This is a genomic window from Turicibacter sp. H121 (assembly GCF_001543345.1).
In the GTDB taxonomy this organism is placed as follows: Bacteria; Bacillota_I; Bacilli_A; order MOL361; family Turicibacteraceae; genus Turicibacter; species Turicibacter bilis.
On the sequence record NZ_CP013476.1, the window covers coordinates 382,309 to 404,031 of the forward strand.

At 33.7% G+C, this 21,723-nt stretch carries 27 protein-coding genes; 2 read left to right on the top strand and 25 right to left on the bottom strand.

The genetic code is table 11. From position 1 onward, the window contains the following. Positions 1-96 precede the first annotated feature (96 nt). A complete protein-coding gene (locus tag AT726_RS01670) occupies positions 97-1,080 on the bottom strand; it encodes a hypothetical protein (protein WP_055274788.1) in 984 nt (327 codons plus the stop codon). Positions 1,081-1,313: 233 nt separating this feature from the next. On the opposite strand from AT726_RS01670, the gene AT726_RS01675 reads away from it, so the two are divergent. Continuing rightward, positions 1,314-1,547 carry a ferredoxin gene (locus AT726_RS01675; protein WP_055242048.1) on the top strand — a complete coding sequence of 78 codons (234 nt, stop codon included), beginning with the start codon at positions 1,314-1,316 and terminating at the stop codon, positions 1,545-1,547. An 85-nt stretch (positions 1,548-1,632) separates the two neighbouring features. Here the strand turns inward: AT726_RS01675 and AT726_RS01680 are convergent, their stop codons facing one another. The 16 genes from AT726_RS01680 to AT726_RS01750 all read right to left on the bottom strand — a co-directional run bounded on the left by AT726_RS01680 (position 1,633) and on the right by AT726_RS01750 (position 14,928). Beyond that, complete coding sequence (locus tag AT726_RS01680; RefSeq protein WP_055305516.1) at positions 1,633-2,400, bottom strand: pseudouridine synthase; 768 nt, start codon at positions 2,398-2,400, stop codon at positions 1,633-1,635. 132 nt (positions 2,401-2,532) lie between these two features. Continuing rightward, the gene (locus AT726_RS01685; protein ID WP_068758894.1) at positions 2,533-3,069 is read right to left on the bottom strand and encodes a spore maturation protein; all 537 of its coding nucleotides are present in this window, start codon (positions 3,067-3,069) and stop codon (positions 2,533-2,535) included. Then, positions 3,056-3,682, bottom strand: coding sequence for a nucleoside recognition domain-containing protein (locus AT726_RS01690; protein ID WP_055274782.1), 627 nt, complete (start codon positions 3,680-3,682; stop codon positions 3,056-3,058). Before AT726_RS01690 ends, AT726_RS01685 begins: the two co-directional genes overlap by 14 nt. Next, the gene (locus AT726_RS01695) at positions 3,682-4,785 is read right to left on the bottom strand and encodes a D-alanyl-D-alanine carboxypeptidase family protein (protein WP_055242040.1); all 1,104 of its coding nucleotides are present in this window, start codon (positions 4,783-4,785) and stop codon (positions 3,682-3,684) included. The genes AT726_RS01690 and AT726_RS01695 overlap by 1 nt, the downstream gene beginning before the upstream one ends. 174 nt (positions 4,786-4,959) lie before the next feature. After that, positions 4,960-5,103 (bottom strand): hypothetical protein, encoded by a 144-nt coding sequence (locus AT726_RS12805; RefSeq protein WP_156344111.1) that lies wholly within the window; start codon positions 5,101-5,103, stop codon positions 4,960-4,962. Positions 5,104-5,166: 63 nt separating this feature from the next. Continuing rightward, positions 5,167-5,739 (bottom strand): SMC-Scp complex subunit ScpB, encoded by a 573-nt coding sequence (gene scpB, locus AT726_RS01700; RefSeq protein WP_082411166.1) that lies wholly within the window; start codon positions 5,737-5,739, stop codon positions 5,167-5,169. Continuing rightward, complete coding sequence (locus tag AT726_RS01705) at positions 5,732-6,466, bottom strand: segregation/condensation protein A (protein WP_055242037.1); 735 nt, start codon at positions 6,464-6,466, stop codon at positions 5,732-5,734. Before AT726_RS01705 ends, scpB begins: the two co-directional genes overlap by 8 nt. Positions 6,467-6,674: 208 nt before the next feature. Then, positions 6,675-8,138 carry a spore germination protein gene (locus AT726_RS01710; RefSeq protein ID WP_068758895.1) on the bottom strand — a complete coding sequence of 488 codons (1,464 nt, stop codon included), beginning with the start codon at positions 8,136-8,138 and terminating at the stop codon, positions 6,675-6,677. Between the two features lie 40 nt (positions 8,139-8,178). Beyond that, complete coding sequence (gene spoVAE / locus AT726_RS01715; RefSeq protein WP_055274776.1) at positions 8,179-8,529, bottom strand: stage V sporulation protein AE; 351 nt, start codon at positions 8,527-8,529, stop codon at positions 8,179-8,181. Between the two features lie 46 nt (positions 8,530-8,575). Then, entirely contained in the window at positions 8,576-9,580 is a 1,005-nt protein-coding gene (spoVAD, locus tag AT726_RS01720; protein ID WP_068758896.1) for a stage V sporulation protein AD, read from the bottom strand. Positions 9,581-9,619: 39 nt separating this feature from the next. Then, positions 9,620-10,126 carry a stage V sporulation protein AC gene (gene spoVAC / locus AT726_RS01725; RefSeq protein ID WP_068758897.1) on the bottom strand — a complete coding sequence of 169 codons (507 nt, stop codon included), beginning with the start codon at positions 10,124-10,126 and terminating at the stop codon, positions 9,620-9,622. A gap of 323 nt (positions 10,127-10,449) precedes the next feature. Beyond that, positions 10,450-11,160, bottom strand: a complete 711-nt coding sequence (locus AT726_RS01730) for a sigma-70 family RNA polymerase sigma factor (protein ID WP_055274773.1) — start codon at positions 11,158-11,160, stop codon at positions 10,450-10,452. 46 nt (positions 11,161-11,206) lie between these two features. Further along, a complete protein-coding gene (gene spoIIAB, locus AT726_RS01735; RefSeq protein ID WP_055242025.1) occupies positions 11,207-11,647 on the bottom strand; it encodes an anti-sigma F factor in 441 nt (146 codons plus the stop codon). 1 nt (position 11,648) lies between these two features. Continuing rightward, positions 11,649-12,002 carry an anti-sigma F factor antagonist gene (gene spoIIAA / locus AT726_RS01740; protein ID WP_055242024.1) on the bottom strand — a complete coding sequence of 118 codons (354 nt, stop codon included), beginning with the start codon at positions 12,000-12,002 and terminating at the stop codon, positions 11,649-11,651. A gap of 173 nt (positions 12,003-12,175) precedes the next feature. After that, on the bottom strand, positions 12,176-13,345 hold the full coding sequence (locus AT726_RS01745; protein WP_068758898.1) for a D-alanyl-D-alanine carboxypeptidase family protein: 1,170 nt from the start codon (positions 13,343-13,345) through the stop codon (positions 12,176-12,178). Positions 13,346-13,626: 281 nt separating this feature from the next. After that, a complete protein-coding gene (locus AT726_RS01750; RefSeq protein ID WP_144436939.1) occupies positions 13,627-14,928 on the bottom strand; it encodes a pyrimidine-nucleoside phosphorylase in 1,302 nt (433 codons plus the stop codon). A 170-nt stretch (positions 14,929-15,098) separates the two neighbouring features. Between AT726_RS01750 and AT726_RS01755 the strand changes: the two genes are divergently transcribed. After that, positions 15,099-15,383: a hypothetical protein gene (locus tag AT726_RS01755; RefSeq protein WP_068758899.1), complete on the top strand. Its 285-nt coding sequence runs from the start codon at positions 15,099-15,101 to the stop codon at positions 15,381-15,383. A gap of 120 nt (positions 15,384-15,503) precedes the next feature. Here the strand turns inward: AT726_RS01755 and AT726_RS01760 are convergent, their stop codons facing one another. The 8 genes from AT726_RS01760 to yfmF all read right to left on the bottom strand — a co-directional run bounded on the left by AT726_RS01760 (position 15,504) and on the right by yfmF (position 21,663). Then, the gene (locus tag AT726_RS01760) at positions 15,504-15,701 is read right to left on the bottom strand and encodes a hypothetical protein (protein ID WP_055242016.1); all 198 of its coding nucleotides are present in this window, start codon (positions 15,699-15,701) and stop codon (positions 15,504-15,506) included. A 15-nt stretch (positions 15,702-15,716) separates the two neighbouring features. Next, complete coding sequence (locus AT726_RS01765; protein ID WP_055242015.1) at positions 15,717-15,941, bottom strand: hypothetical protein; 225 nt, start codon at positions 15,939-15,941, stop codon at positions 15,717-15,719. 122 nt (positions 15,942-16,063) lie between these two features. Then, positions 16,064-16,783, bottom strand: coding sequence for a lysophospholipid acyltransferase family protein (locus AT726_RS01770; RefSeq protein ID WP_068758900.1), 720 nt, complete (start codon positions 16,781-16,783; stop codon positions 16,064-16,066). 1 nt (position 16,784) lies between these two features. Next, complete coding sequence (locus AT726_RS01775; protein ID WP_055242010.1) at positions 16,785-17,261, bottom strand: dihydrofolate reductase; 477 nt, start codon at positions 17,259-17,261, stop codon at positions 16,785-16,787. Positions 17,262-17,337: 76 nt separating this feature from the next. Continuing rightward, a complete protein-coding gene (locus AT726_RS01780; RefSeq protein WP_055305466.1) occupies positions 17,338-18,126 on the bottom strand; it encodes a class I SAM-dependent methyltransferase in 789 nt (262 codons plus the stop codon). A 162-nt stretch (positions 18,127-18,288) separates the two neighbouring features. Beyond that, positions 18,289-18,672, bottom strand: a complete 384-nt coding sequence (locus AT726_RS01785; RefSeq protein WP_055274769.1) for a single-stranded DNA-binding protein — start codon at positions 18,670-18,672, stop codon at positions 18,289-18,291. 427 nt (positions 18,673-19,099) lie between these two features. Further along, on the bottom strand, positions 19,100-20,389 hold the full coding sequence (gene yfmH / locus AT726_RS01790; protein ID WP_068758901.1) for an EF-P 5-aminopentanol modification-associated protein YfmH: 1,290 nt from the start codon (positions 20,387-20,389) through the stop codon (positions 19,100-19,102). Next, on the bottom strand, positions 20,389-21,663 hold the full coding sequence (gene yfmF, locus AT726_RS01795; RefSeq protein WP_055242006.1) for an EF-P 5-aminopentanol modification-associated protein YfmF: 1,275 nt from the start codon (positions 21,661-21,663) through the stop codon (positions 20,389-20,391). The genes yfmH and yfmF overlap by 1 nt, the downstream gene beginning before the upstream one ends. Positions 21,664-21,723 lie beyond the last annotated feature (60 nt).

Genomic DNA, 21,723 nt, shown 5'->3' on the forward strand with positions numbered 1-21,723 from the left:
AATAGGGTTCTCACCCCAATTATTCATAATATTTACAAAAAATAAACTAAACAAAAATCGAATTAAATTCGATTCTGTTTAGTTTAATCAAATTACTTATTTAGATTGTAACACTAAATAGATTATAATGGCTAAAACAACTATTCCTGTCATTAAAATATACATATTTAATGCATTAACTTTATTGTATTTAATAGGTTGAGTAACGACTTCATCCATCATTGTTGCTTCGTCCACTGCTAATTGTTCTTTCTTTTGTTCAGAATAAAAAACTTCTAAACTTGCTTGCTTATGTTCAACTGCTACTACTTTCTCCGTCTCTAATGATTGAGTATTTTGTTTCAATTGATCAATGGTTTCATTTAAATCTGTTGTTAACGGTTGAATCATCGGTCGCTCAAATTCTTCCCACTCACAATCATCTAAATCAACATCTGAATTAAAGATTAATTCAATATTTTTATTAAAAACATCATCTTGATAATTAGAACTTGATTTTTGCTCATTTTCAATAATTTCACTAAAAATAGAGCTAATACATTCACTATCAGATTGTAACTTTCGTAAACGGCCGTAATCATGTTGAACAAGGGCATCTAAATAATCCAAATCTGCGTCCGCATCAAGTGCTAATTCTTCAAATGAATCTTCAAACAGTGATAAACCAGACGGTTCTAATTTAGCATCGCTTGACTCCTCAACTAATGACTCCACTTGAACAGAAAGTAATTCTTGTTCTAATTGCTCCCATTCACTGAAATCTTCACTTTTAATCATTTGGGTAATTTTTGAATAGGTACGGGCCCCATATTTATCGTGTAACGCATGAATAATGTCATTTGAACGTTGACTTAATTGCGTCGTAAATTCATTTACCTCATCTTGACCAATCGATGAAAACATCTCATTCGCATCTAGAGTTGATGTCATCACCTCATGTAGACGAGAAGAAGGCGTTTCAAGTGGTTCATCTAATTCTGATTCAAAGTTAGATTCAATCGAATGAGATGGCGTTTTATCTTTTTCAGGATGACTAAAGTACAATCTTCGTAATTCAGCATAATCCGCCTTTTGTTCCACCTCACTCACACTCCTTTTTCCTAAACAATTTTTATATCATGCACCGACATTTAATATCGATTTATTTACTATTTTGTAAAAAAAACAAATAAGACTAGGTAATTATATCATAATTTTATTTTATTTAGAGTATTAAATTTGAATTTTTTTGTCTTTTTAGTTTATAATAAGTCATGTAATTCAACTGAATTATACGATATCAAACTATCATTCCTGTGAAGGGGGACAAAACAATGGCTAAATTCACAATTGTTTCAAAAGATGAGTGCATCGCTTGTGGTGCATGTGGTGCTGTAGCTCCAGATGTATTCGGATATGATGATGAAGGATACGCAGAAAACGTATTTTCAGGAGATAACAACACTGGTACTGTTGCAATTGAAGCTAGCTTAGAAGCTGATGTTATTGATGCTGCAGAAGGATGCCCAACTGAAGCAATCAAAGTTCAAGACTCACCTTTTAACTAATATTACCAAATCACACATTATTATGTAGGATTTTTTTATGTTTTATTCAAAAAAAGAGCGATTAGTGATCACTAATCGCTCTTTTTTAGAATTGACGCATTTTTGTAAAGCGTAATTTCGGTTTTTCTTTTTTATCATTTGCCATCGAAATTAATGTTTTAACTTCATGTGGCGTTAATGGACGGAATTCTCCCGCCGCAAGTCCAGCTACATCAATGTTTCCAAATTGCTCACGACGTAGCTTCTTAACAGGGAATCCAATTGCATCAAACATCTTTTTAACTTGATGGTAGCGGCCTTCATGAATCACTAATCGAACTAATGAGGATTGATTTTTCTTATCCACTGACACTAATTGAGCTGTTGCTGGTTTCGTTTGATATCCATCAATTTTAACTCCACGAGCTAATGGCTTTAAACTTTCTTGTGTCACGATTCCTTTAACACGTGCTAAATAAACTTTATCGATTTCTCCACTTGGATGCATCATTTTATTTGCAAAATCACCATCATTAGTCATTAATAAAACACCTGCTGTATCGTAATCTAAACGACCAACCGGATAAACACGTTCTGATACTTTATCTTGGAAGAAGTCTACAACCGTACGACGATTCTTCTCATCTGATACCGTACTTACAAATCCACGTGGTTTATGTAAAACATAGTAAACTTTTTTCTCACGTTGTAGCGGGATGCCTTCTACTTCGATTTTTTCCTTTCCAGTTACTTTAACACCTAATTCGCGAACTACTTTATCATTAACAGTTACTTTTCCTTCTAAGATTAGTTGCTCTGCCTTACGACGTGATGCAACTCCAGCATGGGCAATAACTTTCTGTAATCGTTCCATGTAAAAAATCCTCCAATCAGAGATGATACTAAATTCGACAAGAATTTGTATTTAACCATCATTTTACCTTTATTATAAGTAAAAATCAATGTTTAATCCAATCGAGGTGTTATTTCATATGTGATTTAACTCTTAAAAGAAAAGTGAGACTGCTAAAATAGCAGCAAAAAATCCGATTAAATCAGCTGTTAACCCTAGTTTAAGGGCATGTTTCATTTCACTTAGTCCCACTGCAGCGAAATAAACCGTAATAATATAAATCGTTGTATCTGTACTTCCTTGCATGATTGAAGCTAAACGACCAACTGTTGAATCTGGACCATAAATAGAGATTAAATCCGTTGTTACACTTAAAGCAGCTGATCCTGAAAGTGGCCTAAGAATCATAAGAGGTAACACATGAGCATCCACATGAATCGCTGTTAAGACAGGATTTAGAAACTGTGCAATGGCATCAACAATCCCTGAGGCAAGAAACACTTTAATTGCTACAATCATTCCAACAATATTCGGAACGAGAGATACTGTCGTTCTCATCCCCTCTTTAGCCCCTTCAACGAAGTGATCAAACGCATTTGTTTTATTAACAAACGCCATCATGAAAACAGAAAGTAAAAATACAGGTAAAACATAGACACTAATCGTTCCCACCGCATCACCTTCTTTCATAGCGCTTAGCAATCGTTTTATCACCAGACGAAGGAATTCGTTTCATTCGACTATAAATGTTATGAATGATTAGCCCACCAATCGTCGTGATTCCTGAAGCAAATAGAATAGGTAAAAACACTTCACTCGGATTAGTTGAATGATACATATGCCTCACCCCAATGATAGTAGTTGGAATAATTGTAAATCCTGCTGTATTCATGACAAGAAGTGTATACATTTCAAAACTAGGTTTGCTTGGATCGGGATTGGTCGCTTGTAATTCTTTCATTGCTTTAAGACCTGTTGGCGTGGCGGCACTTCCTAATCCTAATAAATTACTTACCATATTTGTCGTTAAATATTTTAAAGCTGGATGATCCGCTCGAAGTTTTGGATATAAAAAGCGTGTCACTGGAGCCAATACCTTGCAAAGGACATCAAGCATCTTCGAATGATTAGCCACTTGTAACACGCCCGTCCAAAACACCATAATCCCTGCTAGGTAAATGACTAAATTAATAGCTTCTTGTGCTCCAGATAAAATCGCGTTATTGACTTCACTTGTTGTTCCATAAAAAAAACTATAGATAATACCGACTGTAAAAAGTCCCATCCATATTTTATGTATCATTAGAAGCTCACCGCCCCTGTAAACCAATTCATTAATTTATCAAACCAAGATTGGCTTTCAACTTTTGGTGTAATAGCCTTATAAACAGGAATCTCTTGTTGAATTTCTCCATTAATTAAAACTTGCAGTACCCCAACTTCATTGTCCTTTGCTTTTTTATATAATGATAAATTAGTTGTCACTTTTTCACTTCCATCTTTTTTAACAATCACATTGACCATTTTTTCAACATATAACTTATCACTTAATGTTTGATTCGAGACTTGAATTTCCCCTGGTTCAATAATGGTCTTTATCTGATAATTATCAAATCCATAATTAAATAAATTCATATGATCGTTCCAATCATCTCCTGCTTTTAATGTTACTACAACTAATTCCATATCATCTTTACGTGCAGATGTCACAAGCGTTCGTCTAGCTTGCTTTGTAAACCCTGTTTTTCCCCCAATAGCATACTCATAATAACCAGTTACTAATTTATGTTTATTGTGCCAAACATAAGTCATCCCATTTTTAGTGGTTGCCTTATGTGTTTCTGTTCTTGTAATTTCTCTAAAAATTGGATTATTCATCGCATATTGCATGATAAGTGCCATATCTCTAGCCGTCGATAAATTATAAGTGGTCTCATCTAACCCGGAAGGATTTTGGAATACACTATTTGTCATTCCGATTTCTTTTGCCTTGTCGTTCATCATCTTAACAAAACTTGCTTCATCGCCCCCAACAAATTCCGCAATTGCCATTGCGGCATCATTCCCAGATCGAAGCATGAGACCATATAGTAAATCAATTAGTTTCACTTGATCGCCTAACGTTAAATACAAAGCTGAACCCACTTGGCGTGTGACATTATCAGATATTTCTACCCATTCATCCAGATTTGCATTTTCAATCGCAACAATGGTTGTTAAGATTTTCGTAATACTTGCAATATACATTTGATCATCTGGACACTTTTCATATAACACACGCCCTGTCGATTGTTCCATCAGAATCCCACATTGCGAACTAATCTCCATTGCCGATACCCCGTTCGAATCGTTCGCTAATAAGACAACGAATATCGCAATAGTCAATAGTATCTTAATTTTTTTCATTTTCTGCTCACCTCAGTCCTGTAACTATTACAACTGTATGATGAATGTCCGTAAAATATCAGTGAATAAAAGCACCTGTTATGACAGATTTTTAAACATCTACACGATTTGTATACGACTTTTAACAAAAAAAGCTACCCCATCTATTGATAAGGTAGCTTTAGCTCTCAATGCTTAATTATATGTTTTTTTCGGTTTTTTACCTTTTTTAAGTTTTGGTTTTGAATCATCAACCACTTCAGCTGCAATTTCTACATCTACTGTATTTTTAGCAGCTTTAGCTTTAGATACTTTTTTACTTTTCGGATCTTTTGGCATACTAAAACCTCCTGTACTTAAAATAGGATACCTTTTTAGTATGTACAAAATGATAATGAGTATTTACTCTTCCTCAGAGAAACTAAATAAGTCTGATTCTTCATCTAAATTAAAGTCTGGTGTAACAAATGGTAACTCTGGCAATTCCTCTAATGTCTTAATACCAAAGTAATCTAAGAAATCGTCCGTCGTTCTAAATAAAATAGGACGTCCTGGTCCTTCCAAACGTCCCGCTTCTTCAATAAGAGAGAACGTTAAAAGCTTTCTTAGAACATTATCACTACTTGCCCCACGAATATTTTCAATTTCATGACGGGTAATTGGTTGACGATAGGCAATAATCGCTAGAACCTCAAGTGCCGCATTCGATAATCCACGTTGATTTGGGTTTTGAATTAAACGTTTTAAATAAATTGCATGATCTTTTTTAGTTGTCATTTTATAGACACCTGCAACTTCAATAATATCAATTCCACTACTAATACTTGCATATCGTTCTCTTAATTCAATCAATAATGATTTAATTTCAACTTCATTTACTTCTAAAACGTATTCTAATTGCTGTGTACTAATCCCTTCATCACCAACAGCAAATAATAACCCTTCTAAAATACCTAAACGTTCTTGTTTAAACAATTTCATCACCTTCTAAACTAGAAATATAAATATCCTCATAATAATTTTGTTGAGAAATACTGATTTGATTTCCTTTTACCAGTTCAAGTAGTGCTAAAAAGGTTACAACGATATATTCTTTATCAAAACGATCAAACAAACTTATAAATGCAACGCGTTTCTTATATTTTAACTGTTGACCTAATGATCGCATTCGTTCTTCTACGGAAATATTTTGTGGTACAATTCTTGTCTTCAATGGTTTGGCTAATTTATGACGACGTAGTAATTTCTCAAAAGCTGAAATTAATTGTTCTACTTGAAGGTTTTGTGGAAGCTTAGCTTCTTGATCAATATAATCAGAAAAATCAATCGGTGGTTTCGTAAAGAACTGTCCACGTTCTTCTTCTAACTCTCGTAACTCTTTCGTCACTTCTTTATACTGTTGATATTCAACTAATCGTTGAATCAAAGCTTCTCTTGAATCCTCTTCATATTCATCTTCTATTTCAACGACCTGTTTCGGTAATAAGCTCTTACTCTTTATCTCAATTAAAGTTGCGGCCATTACTAAATATTCTGACGCAATCTCAAGCTTCAAATCTTCCATGGCATGAATATAATCTAAGTACTGCTGCGTAATCTCGGCAATTTTAATATCATAAATATTTACTTTGGCTTCTTTTAATAAGTGTAAAAGTAAATCAAGTGGCCCTTCAAACGCATCAATTCGTACTTCATAACTCATAACCCACCTACTTCCTACTTAATAACATTTCTTAATTGTAGCGAATTTTTAACATTTGTACAATAAGTCTAAGAAAAAAACATACTTCCTTTTATTGATGTTTAGTTCATGATATCCCTAACTTCTCTATTTATCTCAATAAGCTAAAGAATTGAAAAAAAGTTCCTTCACTATCATACAATCATGAGTGATTAGGAACTTTCCTCTTTTATTCAGGTTGTGATTTTTGTTGTTCTTGCCTTTTATGCGTATTATATCGATAAGGAATTGGATAACGAATGACACTTTTTAATAAAGCTTTAAAGTTAAATGGAATCAGTGGGTATAAATATGGCTTACCGAAACTTTTCATTGTTGCTAAGAAAATTAATCCAACAACAATCGTTCCAATGTACCCCCATAATCCTAAAAGTGCTGTTCCGACAATAATAAATAATTTAAACATTTTATTAGCTAGTCCTAGCTCATAACTTGGTGTAACAAAAGCACCTAAAGCTCCAATAGCTACATAGAATAAAATTTCTGGTCCAAATAATCCTACATCAACAGCCACTTGACCAATTAAAATCGCAGATACGATCCCAAGAGCTGAGGAAATAGCCGTTGGCGTATGTATAGAGGCTAGACGTAAAAACTCCATTCCAATTTCACCTGATATAACTTGAAGAACAATTGGGATATTGCCTTCTTCTTGTGGTCCTATAAAATTCAGAAAATCAGGTAAATATTCTGGATGAAGCACGAATAATAGCCATGTTGGCATTAGGAAGACTGATACAATAATCCCAGCATAACGAATAAGGCGTAAGAAGGTTCCCACAGCAGGAGTTTGACGATACTCCTCCACACTTGTTAAGTGATCGAACAAAGTCACGGGTCCAATCATAACACTTGGTGACGTATCAACAATAATGGCAATCATTCCTTGATATAAATGAGCAGCTACAACATCTGGACGCTCCGTATATCGTACAAGAGGATAAGGATTATAGACTTGACCAGTAATAAATTCTTCTAATTCTTTATCAGTCATCGTTAATCCATCGACTTTAACTTGCTCAATACGATGCTTTACCTCATCAACCATACCTTGATCTGCAATACCTTCAATATACATTAATACCACATCTGTTTTCGATTGGTCGCCAACCTTCAAAATAATATTTCGAAGTTTTCCTGTTCGAATACGGCGACGCGTCAGAGCCGTATTGACAATAATATTTTCTGTATAACCATCTCTTGATCCACGAACTGTTTTTTCTGTATCTGGTTCTGAAGGACCACGTCCTGGGTAGCTACGAACATCGACAACAAAAGCTTGAGTTTCTTTATCAACTATAATCGCAACTAATCCACTTAAAACAGAGGTACAAATATCATTGACTTTATCTGTAACCGTGACTTGCTGGTGAACAAGTCGATTATGAATCGTTTGAAAAACATCATCGTTTGGATGTGGTAAACTATTTAATAACAATAACTGCGTCATTAAATCTACAACTAGTTCTGAATCAACTAACCCTGTTATATAATACAGCTGAATGCGACGTTCCATTACGACAATCTCACGCTGACCAACATCAAAACTTTTTCCGAAGCCTAACTTGTCTTCTAATATCTTTTGAGTCTCATCGATATTTTTCTCGACTGGTACATATGGATCGTAGGCCATATTATCCCACCTTTCCCTTGATAAATCTGTCCTTTATCTCTCATCCTTTTGGTTTGAAAATCAAGGCAACTATAAATGCAAATAAAATGGCGGCTGTAATTCCGGCGGCTGTTAAATCGAACATTCCCATCCCGATTCCAATAAAACCTAACTGTTCTGATTTTTCCATGGCACCGTGAATGACTGAATGTCCAAAACTCATGATTGGAAGCTGAGCTCCAGCTCCAGCAAATTTAATTAATTTATCATATAATCCAAATACATCAAGTGCAGCTCCTACAACAACAAATCCACAAGTAATATGTGCCGGCGTTAACTTAAAATAATCTAATATCAATTGTCCGATTGCACAAATAATACCACCGACAATAAAGGCTTTTATAAATATCATCTCTATAATCGCTTCTTTCTTATTAAAATTATCTTTAATCTTTTACTTAATCTGCAGCACATAAAGCAACAGCATGTGCAATACATGGAATTGTTTCTTTTTGCTGTAAAATTATTGGATTTAATAAAGCACCAGTTGCAACGACTAATACACGTTTTAGTTTTTTCTCTTCTAATAATTTTTTAATATGCCCATAAGTTACAACCGCACAGCAGCCACAACCGCTACCACCAGCAAATACCGGTTGGTCATCAGAGAAAATCAACTTTCCGCAATCATTATGTTGTTGACTAATATCGTATCCTTCACCTTTTAATATATCAATTAAAATTGGGCTTCCACACGTTGCTAAATCACCTGTCAAAATAAGATCATAATATGAAGGATCAAGCCCTAAGTCTTGGAAATGTTGTTTAATCGTTTGAGCCGCGGCTGGCGCCATCGCTGATCCCATATCATTTGCGTCATTTTGCGCAGCATCAACGATAATTCCAACAGTTCCAGATTCAATACGAATTTTAGTTTTTTTATGACTTACTAACGCAACACCTGAACCAGTTACGGTATACTGAGCTGTATCCGGTTTAGGGCCACCGTATTCTGTTGGATTACGATACTGACGCTCTGCTGATGAATTATGGCTACTTGTTGCTGCTAATGCAATTTTAGCATTATCACTATCAACAAAAATGGAACTTAATAATAAAGACTCCATTGATGTTGAACACGCTCCATAAATCCCAAAAAAAGGAATGTTAGTTTCTCTAAAGACATAGTGTGTTGGAACAATTTGATTCACAAGATCTCCAGCAAATGAAACAGATATATCACTTTCTTTAATTTTTGCTTTATTAATAACTTTTTGAATAGCACTTCTCATTAATTGTGATTCCGCTTGTTCCCATGATTTTTGACCACAGTAAGGTTCATCGTATAAAATATCAAAATCATCTTTTAATGGTCCCTGTGACTCTAATGGACCAACTGCCGTTGCCGTCTCGAGTAAATAGACGTTATTAGTAAATTTCCATGATTGACTTCCAACTTTCATCGCTACCATCCTTTTCTTATGAAATTCATTGATTAATCATCATCGGATAATTAGAAACCCCACTACCCTCATCATCTCCTCAAACTCTTTAAGTTGAGGGAAAATATTAAACTCTACTAAACAATAGCGAATAATTCCAAACACATAAGCAGAAACAACAGCAAACACAATAACAGCCCCTGCTAGCTTAAAGAGGTTCGTTGCAATTCCAAGGACCACTCCTTCACTTCTACTTTCTAACGCCGCTGAAGTTAATGAGTTCGCAAATCCACTGATTGGAACGAAAGCTCCCGCTTTTGCAATTTGGCCAAACTCATCATAAACACCTAAACCGGTTAAAATAGCTGTAATCAAAATAACAGTTACTAACGTAAGTGTACTAGCGGTCTCACGAACAAACCCAAACCAATGAATATACATTTCGATCAGTAATTGACCACCCAAGCAGATTAGGCCACCAAAGAAAAATGAAACAGCAGCGTTTTTTACATAATTGGGTTTTACTTCATGATTTTTTATGACTTCTTCATATTTTTTCGTTTTCACGTCTTGTCACCACTCCTCAAAAATGAACTCTACACTTTAATATGACTTTTTTTCTAGAAATTATTAGCTAGTCACTCAAATTTCCTTATAAACTAACATTTCATATAAATAACTAATAAAAAAGATTGTTATCATTCGATGACAATCAAAAAATAATCATACAAACTCATTTTTTGCAACATAAACACCTTCTATTTGTCATGCGTGATAATAATAGATAGACTTAAAATTAACATTGATGACAGGTATATACGAATAAAAACAAAAAAAGAGCGTATCGCTCTATGACTATAAAACTTCAGTCATTTTGAGACACGCTCTTTTTAAATCGTCATTTTTTCTTTTAATTCTTTTAGAATCTTCTTCTCCAAACGAGAAACAGCTACTTGATTAATTTCTAAGCGTTTTGCTACTTCAGATTGCGTATATCCTAAGTCAAAGCGTAAATAAATGAGCATTTTCTCGATTGGATCTAAACTTGAGACTAATTGCTTTAACACAATCTTTTGCTCAAGTTGCATCCCTTCTTGATGATTTGGAATTCGCTCAATCAGTGGCATATCTTCTTTTTCATAATTATCTAAAGAAGCCACATTCATTGGAGCATTTAATGCCAAAATGATTTGCTCTTCTGTTAATTCTGTTGCTTCTGCGAGTTCTTTAATCGTAGGCTCTCGTTCTAATGACTTATTTAATTGATCTTTAACTTCTTGAATTTTATGGATATTACTTTTAATGCTACGGCTAATCTTAATCGGACTCTGTTCACGAATAAAGGCTTTAATTTCTCCAATAATTAGAGGAATCGCATAAGTAGATAATGTCGTATCATAAGAAGCATCGAACTGAATAATTGCCTTTAATAAGCCCATACATCCAATTTGAAATAAATCATCTTTCTCAACTTCTAAATGACCAAATTTATGAACAACCGACCAAACTAAATCCATATGATTCTTAACTAATATTAACTTTGCTTCTTCATCACCACTTTGAGCCTTTTTAATCAGCTCTTGAATTTCTTTTTTATTCATCTAACCATCCCTCATGCCTTGTCATTTAAGTATCATGTTTGTCATGTTACTTCGTTGATGAATCTACTGGTAAAAATTCTTTTTCAAATGAAATGGTTGTTCCTATTCCTAGAACTGATTTAACTTCAAATTGATCACTAAATGACTCCATGATCATAAATCCAAGTCCACTACGTTCCTCTTCTTGTTTCGTTGTATAAAGAGGCTGTTTAGCTAATTCGATATTTTCAATCCCTTTTCCAAAATCTTGGATTGTCACACGCAAGCGTCGTCCCTCAAGACTTGCTTTCATATCAATGATTCCATTTTCATTATCTTCATAGCCATGAATAATGGCATTCGTAACGCCTTCTGAGACAATCGTTTTAATTTCATTTAATTCTTGTGCATTTGGATCAAGCGGTGCAATAAAGCCAATAATGACAAGTCTTGCAAAACTTTCATTAATACTTTTTGCAGGAAATTGTAAATGCATTTCATTATTCATATTATGCAATCCCCCTAATTACAGACTCGAGATGCGAGTCATCATTAATTACTTTAATAATTTGTGAAAGTCCTGATAATTCAAACACTTTCGCGACTAATGGTTTCATACCAATAACCATGACCGATCCATTGACAGCTTTTAATTGATTATATCGTCCTAAAATAATCCCAATTCCTGAACTATCCATAAAGTCCAAATGTTTAAGGTTAAAAACGATATGTTTAATCTGTGATTCACTCATCACAGTATTAAGTCGGCTACGTAATTGATCAGATGTATGATGATCTAACTCTCCATTTAAATTCACATATAACACTTGATTTTCAACATAAAGTGAGACAGTTATACTCATAATAATCCCCTTCCCGTGTCAGATTGATTTCATTTTAAATGAAAGTTTGAGTTTATATGTCATTTTCGACAATTATAGTGTTTTTATTTTTTTATACGTAAATAAAGAAAGATTAAAATCACCACTCTATTTGTCTTAAAATTAAAAAAAAAGAGGAAAATGCATAAAACATGTTATGCATTTTCCCCGAATAAAATTTGTGACACTATATATCCTAAAAGTCCAATAAAACTATTTTTCTCTACTGGTTCTTTAACGGTTAGCGGAATTTCCTTGTATGCTTTTCCATTGTAGTAGTAAGTTAATGTTCCAACTTGGTCACCCGGTTGAATCGGTAATTTAATTTCTTCATTTAAACTTACATCGTATTTTGATTCTTGTTCAGCATCCGTTTTCTTTTTAAGCACTGTTACTGGTTCAGATGTAACAATTTCAAAACTACGATTTTTAGCTAGCATATTATAACCATTTGAAACAACTTTTTGGCCTTCAAGTTTTTGTATAAGTTCATATTGTCCATAAGCATACTCAATTAGGCGAGTCACCTCTTGATTACGAATATCGGATTTACTTGCTCCCATTACAACAGCAATAACGCGCATCTCTCCACGGTTCGCTGTCGCTGTCAAACAGTAACCTGCTTCTTGCGTGTATCCTGTTTTTAGGCCATCTACACCATCTACATATTTTAGAAGCTTATTCGTATTAACAAGCCAAAATGGTGACTCTGTATCTTGACGAATATAATCTTCATAAAGTCCAGAGAATTCTATAATTTCAGGATAATCTTGTACTAAATGACGTCCAATAATCGACATATCATAAGGAGTTGTCAAATGGCCTTCTTCTGTTAATCCTGTTGGATTTTTGAAGACTGTATCATTCATTCCTAACTCTTTGGCCTTTGCATTCATTTTTTCTACAAAGGCTTCTTCCGTACCCGCTACACGTTCCGCTAGCGCAGTCACTGCATCATTAGCTGAAGCAATAGCAATACTTTTAAACAAATCGCGTACTGGCATTTCTTCACCTGGTTTTAAATAGATTTGTGATCCACCTAAACTCGCTGCATGTTCACTTACGCGAATCACTTCATCCCATTGCATTGATCCATTATTAATTGCTTCAAGAATTAAGTACATTGACATCATTTTCGTCATACTAGCTGGAGCAAGTTGTTCATGTGAATTTTTTTCGTACAAAATTTCTCCGGTTTCCGCTTCGATTAGAATGGCTGCTTTTCCATCCGTCACTAAGTCATCGGCTCGAACGATGGTCACATGAATAAAACAACTAACGATAAAGCATGTAACTAGACTGATTAACACTTTTCTTATTTTCATTTTTGCACCTCTTTTTCTACCTGCAGCGTTACTACACATGTATGAAAAGAAGAATTAAAATATGCAGTGTCTCTAGGAAGTCCGCTAATTTTTGTTTTGCAACTTATGAAGAGATTAGCGGATAAAATAGAAAAACGAGGGACACTCACCCAATTTGTTCAAGTCCGTTGAATAACTGAATTAAATATAAAAAGGAGTCGATAAGCTTTCGACTCCTTTAAAACTAGATGAAAAAAACAAAAATAAACACACCTATTTTGTCAAACTAAAATTAGATTAACCTAGGCAATAATATCATAAATTAAAGTAGGTGAGCAAACTGGAGATGAAGAAATCTCATAAGCTTTTTTAATGTATTCAATAGCTTCTTGGGAATCTGCTTGGTTTGTATGAACATAAGCTAAGACATCACCTTGATTGATGGCTTCCCCAACTTTTTTATTTAATACTACACCAACACCCATATCAATGGTATCTTCTTTTGTCGCACGACCTGCTCCTAATTTCATAGCAGCAATTCCAATTGACAATGCGTCAATCTTCTCAACATATCCAGCTTCTGTTGCAGTAACTGGGATAACAGAAGACGCCGTTGGTAATAATTCAGGATTTTCAATTTGAGAAGTATCTCCACCTTGTGCCGCAACAAACTCTTTAAACTTTTGTAAAGCTTCACCATTTTGTAATTTTTCTTTTAGTTGCGCATAAGCTTGCTCAGTATTAGCAGCTTTTTTGGCTAACACAACCATGTGACTCGCTAATTGTAAAACAAGCTCTTCTAAGTCTTTAGGACCATTTCCACTTAATGTCTCAATCGCCTCTTTGACTTCAAGGGCATTTCCAATGGCAAATCCTAATGGTTGATTCATATCTGTTAAAAAGGCAACTGTTTCACGACCCGCATCACGTCCAATTTCAACCATTGCAGTGGCTAATTCTTTTGCATCATCTAATGTTTTCATGAAGGCCCCTGCTCCAAACTTAACATCTAAGACAATCGCATCTGCACCCGCTGCAATTTTCTTACTCATAATTGAAGAGGCAATTAAAGGAATTGACTCAACAGTTCCGGTTACATCACGAAGAGCATATAAATATTTATCAGCTGGGGCTAAATTTCCTGTTTGACCAATAATCGCTAACTTAATATCATTCACTTGCTGAATAAACTGATCCATCTCAATTTCAATTTTCATTCCTGAGATTGATTCAAGTTTATCAAGTGTTCCACCAGTATGACCTAAACCACGACCACTCATTTTCGCAACAGGTACCCCCATTGATGCAACAAGAGGACCTAAGATTAAAGACGTTTTATCTCCAACACCTCCTGTTGAATGTTTATCGACTTTAACTCCTTCAATAGCCGATAAATCAACAACATCTCCACTATTAACCATTGCTTGAGTTAATGCTAAACGTTCTGCTTTCGTCATATCATTAAAAACAATAGCCATTAATAAAGCTGACATCTGATAATCCGGAATCTCTTTGTTTGTATATCCATTAATAATCCATTCAATTTCAGCGGTTGTTAACTCAATATTATGTCTCTTCTTAGAAATTAAATCTACCATTCTCATTATTATCACCTATTTCTTTACACAGAATAAAATCCCCTTAAATTATACCCTAAAGTTATTCCTCTTGAAACTGCTTCAATAAAATATATGCTAAAAAATTTGTTTTATTGAATACTTAGACTGGCTCGTGGAAAAATAGAAATATAACCTTAACAAACTGAGGTGAAAACATGTTTCGACAACACAAAATTTTATGCGAAAATAAAGAAACAGTCATCTATCTTTTTCTTTATGATCAACAAATTGATTTAGATACGATGAAAAATATCTTCTCTCAAATTTCAAATATGACCCTTGAATCACGAATTATTGACTACTTCAACCAACATAATATTAAATGTCTTGGAAATCATGTGAGAATCGTCTATCAGTCAACCATTGTTAAAGATTTATTCATCAATCAACATCGTAAGCCAAAATCTTACGCCACAAATGTAGTAAGTCTTTATCGATAAACGAACATATCTTCCATTTAGAAGTGATAATCGAGCGATTATCACTTCTTATCTCAACTTCAGTAAGCGTTTTACTTCGTCTTAAGGAACAAAAACTGTAAAGGTATTTCCTTCACAGTTTTATTTTTTACTATTCTTTTTTTCTTCATCTGATGTCATAGATAAATCATTAAATATCAATTCTGACCCAAATTCATTTCCATATTCAAATGGAGTTAATAAATTTCCAAACATGCAGCGATTTATCTCATTTTGCCAAGCGTGAGAAAAAGCACTCGGATAATCCTGATTACTTTGAACAGAACGATTTTTTTTCATGTCGATGACTCCTTTTTATAACAAAATAGTTGTCAAAATCACTAAGATTAAGATAATGATTAAGTAAATTAAGACAGCTCTTGCAAAATTACGCTTGTTAACATTAATCTTTCGACTAAAGCTCAAGTAAAGAAAGGCAATTAAATTGATGACTGGAATCATTCCAAGTAAGATAAGAAAAAGCCATTCTTCTATTTTAACCACTGCTTGCAATGACTCCTTCTCTTGTCGAGGTTCCACGATTTTTATATCCTCCATCATAAAAGATATTTATATTTTTTGAATAAAACATTTTTTTATACCTATTTATGTATTTTTCTGACAAAAAAAAGACTGTTTTGAAAATCAAAACAGTCTTTTTTTTATGCCTTCATTGGCTCTTTAATAATTAATTCAACTTGTTCACAAATTTCATTCGTCGACAATGATTCATATGCTTCGTATGGAATTGGATCATGAATTTCCATATTAATTACTGTACGACGTGGCCAACGTTTAGATACTTCATAACTATTATAAATGGTTACTGGCACAATATCCGCCTTTGCTTTTTGAGCTAATTTAAAACTTCCTGCTTTAAAACTACCAACTTCAGCCTGAACCATACGTGTCCCTTCAGGGAAAATAACCATTAAATGTCCTTCCCTAACACTTTTCGCCGCTGCAGAAATGACTCTAACTGATTGTCTAACATCTGTACGATCCATGAATTGACATTGAATTAAACGCATTGAATCACTTAATAAGAAAATATTATCTAACTCTTTTTTCGCGACATAGCCATGTGGTTTTTTAATCGCTTTTAACATTGCGACAATATCTATATTACTTTGGTGATTTGCATAAATAACTCCATGCTTAACTTGGTCTAACTTTTCTAATCCTTTAGCATTCACTTTTACATTAAATAGTACTGGAATCGCCCATGAAACAACCCAACTAATAAATGAAAAACGCTCCTGTGCAGAATATTTTTCATCTTTTAATTGTTGAACACGAGCGTTCACACATAAAACAACAATAATAGCTAACACAATAATAACTAATAAAATTCCTAATACAATCCATAAAAATTTTAACAACTTAACTCATCCTTTCATAAACAGCAAATCGTAATTCACCACTTAAGTACTCTTTCATACACACCCATTCGTTCCAATCAATCGTTGGAAAATAGGTATCTCCTTCAAATACTTGATCAATATGTGTGATATATAAGCGATCAGCATAAGGTAATATCTGTTCATAAACCGAACGTCCCCCAATGATAAATAACTCTTTTTCTTTTGGATAATTCTGTATTATCGTTTTCCAATTCGCAAGTACCGTTACCTCTTCATAATCATAGTTCGTTGTAGTTGTTAAAACATAATGATGTCGATTTGGTAACGGCTTATTTTGATACGATAAAATGGATTCAAACGTTTGACGTCCCATCAGGATATCATGCCCCATCGTTGTTTGCTTAAAATAAGCAAGGTCTTCTTTATAATGCCAAGGCAATCGATTTTTTGACCCAATCAATTGATGACGGTCAAAGGCAACAATCAATGAAATCATAATGTTCTTTCCTCACTCATTCAATCTTATTGACTTCTACGTTCCGAACAGTATAAACGATGCACACTTAATGAACCTATTTGTAAGATTTTTCAATAACTCCATAGAAGAAATGACGTTTTTGATTTTGACGATCTATTTGAAAACCAAGCTTCCCTAGCTGATGATTCCCATAACTCGATTTAACAACGACACGCTCTTTAGCTACCCTTAATGCCTCTTGAACATGTTCTTCCGTCATCACATCATATGATACAATTGGCTTAATTATTTTAATACCATGTGAACTTTCTACTGATTGATTAAACATAAAATCAAAGTAAACAACATCCACTGACTCATCTGGACATTGTTTTAAATAATCCAAATTATCAGTATTAATAATGGATACTTGATCAATTATTGCTTTCCACTCCAGCTTTTCATTAGTGGCATAATACTGTAATCCTTCCCTTACTAAAACAGATAGAGGGAAGCTTTTCTCAAGTGAGATCACTTTCCCAGTAGGTCCAACAATATAATTTGCAACTAATGTATCAGAAGCTAATCCCAACGTGCAATCTAAAAAAGTCATTCCTTCTTTAAGCTGACAAGCCGTCATTAAACTATCCGATTGCCCATTCTTAATTTGCTTAATTCGATGCATCGCCATATTCGGATGAAAGAAGACTTCCTCTTGTCCCTGTTCATAATAACTTAGTCCACGTTGGTTATTCACAACAAAAATATGAGGATCGACATGCTCAAGTAGATATTTAACGGTTTTTTTATTTCGTGCCATATATGGAACTTGCAAAGATTCAGACAACTCTTTCGCCTTTATAATCAATTCTTCTGTTTCATCAAATGCTGTTGTAATAATCATCATGTCACCGCTTTTCATTAAACTCTATCTTAATATTTTGACAGATAATGCTTTGAAGTTCAAGCCGTTTTAAATAACTTCTTTTTATGTTTTTCAAACTAACTTACTTTTATAAAAAAAGCCGCTACTACATTAGTAACGACTTTTTTAGCTTCATTTAATTTACATAGCTATTTCTTCAATTTGTACTTCCTGATTCTCTAATTCGCTTCTTTGATCACCAGTTCGAGTCTGGATAAATGATACTTTTTCTGCAACCACCTCTACTGCACGTAATGATTTATGATTAGGAATTTCATATGTTTTATGAACCAAACGTCCTTTAACACCGATGATAGCACCTTTACCACAATATTCAACGACGCTCTTAGCAATCCCTTCCCATAACGTAATATTGATGAAGTCAGTGTCATATTCACCACTGGCTGCATTTTTAAAGGAACGCGTTACGGCCAGTGTAACAGTCGAAACTTTTTTCCCTTCTTGAGTTTGAATCAATTCAGGTTGGCGTACAACACGCCCAACTAACACAACATTATTTAACATATCAATAATCTCCTTTAACTTCTTTATTTGTGCGCACTTATCTATATATACGCTCATCTTTTATAACTTCCTTTTATATTTTTTCTTTTTTCAAAAGAAAACGTGTTCATGTAAGTTTTCATAACTGAACACAGAAAGGACACATTATTTTGTCGAATTTTGATATAATTTCAAATGTATTCATGAACACCCCCCCCGTTCATGCAATACATTCCTTTCATTATTGTTTTTCATTCCATTTTTAATTTTTTACATCCCCTCATCAAACAAACGTATTGGGTTATGAACTTAGCAAACTTTTTTCGCTAAGTACCAATGCAACCTTATACTATTCCCCTCTCGGAGAACTGGTGCCCCCCACCAGTTCTCCTTTTTTATTTTCTTCATTATAGCTATAAAGAAAAGCTCCCCAAAAGGGAGCTTTTCTTTATGCTTGTTTAGGTAAAAGTTTAAAGATACTCATACGATCTTCAACAAAGTAATCTTTTGCTAATTGTTGTAAATCTTCAATTCTTAATTCATCTAAAATATCTAGAATTGAGAATAATTGAACTCCATTAAATGCATACTGAGTAAATTGGTTTGCAATAAATTCAACCGAGTTTAATGCTGATAAGAAACGTCCAACCTTTTTATTCTTAATACGTGTGAATTCAGTTTCATCAAATGTCATCGTTGGAATTGTTAATAATTTTTCTTTAATACTGTGTGCTAACTCATCAGGATAACGTGTATCTCCACCAACAATTGAGAAGCCAAATGATAATTCACAATTTGTTTCATATGAGAACGTATCATTAATATAGCCTTTATCTAACATCTCTTCATAGTACGTTGATGAGCTACCAAATATTAAATCAAAAATAATGTCTAAGGCCACTTCCTTTTTAAGCAAATCTTTACCATCTTGATCCGCACTTGCATCTTTAACTCCAACAAAAACTTTTGCTGTTCCAACTTCCATTTCTAACGTACTTTCCGGACGAACAGCTTGAGGCTCTTCTTTTGGATATTCACGTGGAATTGGCTCTTCTTTTTTATAATCTTTTTTCGCTTGATTTTCACGGACTAATGCCATCATCTCTTCAACATCGAAATCTCCAATCACAAATAATAACATATTTGATGGATGATAAAACGTATTATAACATTCGTATAATAATTCTGCTGTAATCGGTTGAATCGATTCGACTGTTCCAGCAATATCAATTTTTACTGGATGTTCTTTAAATAGATTTCCAATAATTTCGTAGTAAGCACGGAAATCTGGATTATCATCATACATCTTAATTTCCTGCGCAATAATCCCTTTTTCTTTTTCCACGGTTTGTTCTGTGAAATAAGGAGATTGTACAAAATCAATTAATGTTGTTAAGTTTTCTTTTAAGTCACTCGTACAAGAGAATAAATAGCATGTTCTTGTAAACGATGTGAAAGCATTAGATGAGGCACTATGTGCAGAGAATTTTTCAAACACGTCATAATCTTCTTTTTCAAACATTTTGTGCTCTAAAAAGTGCGCAATTCCATCAGGAACTAATTTCATCTCACTTTGCCCAATTGGAACGAAATGATTATCAATTGATCCATACTTTGTTGTAAAGGTTGCAAATGACTTATTGAAACCTCGTTTAGGTAACATGTATACTTCTAAACCATTCTCTAATTGTTCATAATATAACTTTTCTTGTAGTTGAGGGAATTCTTTAAACTCCATTACTCAGTCACCTCTTTCCCTGTTAAGAAGAAGATTGTATCTTCTTTAATCTTTTTAGCAACTGAAACAATTTGTTCAGCTGTCACTAAATTCACTTGGTTTACCCATTCTTCTACTGTTAATGGAGTTGGTAATAATTTATTTAAAGCTTCATGCGCCATCATTCCTGAAGCTTGATCCATTGATTCTAATTTTGAATTAATTAATGACTTCTTAGCTAAATCAATTTCTTTATCTGTAAAATTACCTGCCACCATATCTTTTAGTTGCTCATCAATAATTTTAAGGGCTTTTTCATAGTTTTGAGACTCAATTCCAGAGTAAACATACATCACACCTTTATAGTTATCTAAGCGAGATGCGCAGTAATAACATAATGATGCTTTTTCACGAACATTCATAAAGAGTTTAGAGTGTGCGTATCCTCCGAACATACCATTGAATACAAGTAATGGTAAATAATCTTCATCACCAATACGGGTATGGGTACGATATCCGATGTTTAATTTCCCTTGTGAAATATCTTGTTCTTCTTTAACGACCTTCACTTCTTCGATTTCTTTATCTTGATGATCAACGACTTGTAAATTTACTGAACGGTGCGCAAAATCGAAGTGATTTTTAAAGATTTCATAAACTTTATCATGATCAATATCTCCGACCACTGTAATATTCACTTGATTTTCATTTAACATCTGTTCATATGTTTCCATTAATGTTTGACCATTAATTTGTTCTAAATCATCCACATAACCAATTGAATTAATACTGAAAGTTTCACCTTCACACATATTTTCAACAAGCTTTTGTAAGGCGTATGATACTTTATCATCATAAATCGATTCAATGTATTCTTTTAATAAACGCTTTTCTATTTCAACCACTTGTTCTTTAAAACCACCATCAATCACTAATGGTTTTAAAATCACGTCTTTTAAAAGCTCAACCCCTTCTTCAAGCAACGGTTCACGATTTCCTAAGAACTTTTCATTCGCTAATGAAAGATAGAACTTAATATTATGGGTTTGCCCACGTTTTTCAACTGTTGTCGATAAAGAGGCTCCATATAAAGATTCTAAATACGTGTTAATTTCTTTTTTAGACGGATATTTTTCTGTTGCTGAACGTAAAACATAAGGAAGTAAAGAACGTTTCGTTACTGTTTCACGATTAATTTCAGATTGAAATGAAACTGAAATTAAATTTGTCTTAAATTTATCCGTTTTAATTGTTGTTAAGGAATAACCTAAATCATCAAATTGACGAACTTCCATAAAGTCACCACCTATTTTCTATTTACTATCTTTTTTTGTGCACCTTCATTATAGGTTATT

Coding starts and splice junctions, on each gene's coding strand:
- AT726_RS01675 (WP_055242048.1), top strand. CDS start 1,314: ATGGCTAAATTCACAATTGTTTCAAAAGATGAGTGCATCGCTTGTGGT.
- AT726_RS01680 (WP_055305516.1), bottom strand. CDS start 2,400: ATGGAACGATTACAGAAAGTTATTGCCCATGCTGGAGTTGCATCACGT.
- AT726_RS01685 (WP_068758894.1), bottom strand. CDS start 3,069: ATGAAAGAAGGTGATGCGGTGGGAACGATTAGTGTCTATGTTTTACCT.
- AT726_RS01690 (WP_055274782.1), bottom strand. CDS start 3,682: ATGATACATAAAATATGGATGGGACTTTTTACAGTCGGTATTATCTAT.
- AT726_RS01695 (WP_055242040.1), bottom strand. CDS start 4,785: ATGAAAAAAATTAAGATACTATTGACTATTGCGATATTCGTTGTCTTA.
- AT726_RS12805 (WP_156344111.1), bottom strand. CDS start 5,103: ATGCCAAAAGATCCGAAAAGTAAAAAAGTATCTAAAGCTAAAGCTGCT.
- AT726_RS01705 (WP_055242037.1), bottom strand. CDS start 6,466: ATGAGTTATGAAGTACGAATTGATGCGTTTGAAGGGCCACTTGATTTA.
- AT726_RS01710 (WP_068758895.1), bottom strand. CDS start 8,138: ATGGCCTACGATCCATATGTACCAGTCGAGAAAAATATCGATGAGACT.
- spoVAE (WP_055274776.1), bottom strand. CDS start 8,529: ATGATATTTATAAAAGCCTTTATTGTCGGTGGTATTATTTGTGCAATC.
- spoVAD (WP_068758896.1), bottom strand. CDS start 9,580: ATGAAAGTTGGAAGTCAATCATGGAAATTTACTAATAACGTCTATTTA.
- AT726_RS01730 (WP_055274773.1), bottom strand. CDS start 11,160: ATGAATAAAAAAGAAATTCAAGAGCTGATTAAAAAGGCTCAAAGTGGT.
- spoIIAB (WP_055242025.1), bottom strand. CDS start 11,647: ATGAATAATGAAATGCATTTACAATTTCCTGCAAAAAGTATTAATGAA.
- spoIIAA (WP_055242024.1), bottom strand. CDS start 12,002: ATGAGTATAACTGTCTCACTTTATGTTGAAAATCAAGTGTTATATGTG.
- AT726_RS01745 (WP_068758898.1), bottom strand. CDS start 13,345: ATGAAAATAAGAAAAGTGTTAATCAGTCTAGTTACATGCTTTATCGTT.
- AT726_RS01750 (WP_144436939.1), bottom strand. CDS start 14,928: ATGAGAATGGTAGATTTAATTTCTAAGAAGAGACATAATATTGAGTTA.
- AT726_RS01755 (WP_068758899.1), top strand. CDS start 15,099: ATGTTTCGACAACACAAAATTTTATGCGAAAATAAAGAAACAGTCATC.
- AT726_RS01760 (WP_055242016.1), bottom strand. CDS start 15,701: ATGAAAAAAAATCGTTCTGTTCAAAGTAATCAGGATTATCCGAGTGCT.
- AT726_RS01775 (WP_055242010.1), bottom strand. CDS start 17,261: ATGATTTCATTGATTGTTGCCTTTGACCGTCATCAATTGATTGGGTCA.
- AT726_RS01780 (WP_055305466.1), bottom strand. CDS start 18,126: ATGATTATTACAACAGCATTTGATGAAACAGAAGAATTGATTATAAAG.
- AT726_RS01785 (WP_055274769.1), bottom strand. CDS start 18,672: ATGTTAAATAATGTTGTGTTAGTTGGGCGTGTTGTACGCCAACCTGAA.
- yfmH (WP_068758901.1), bottom strand. CDS start 20,389: ATGGAGTTTAAAGAATTCCCTCAACTACAAGAAAAGTTATATTATGAA.
- yfmF (WP_055242006.1), bottom strand. CDS start 21,663: ATGGAAGTTCGTCAATTTGATGATTTAGGTTATTCCTTAACAACAATT.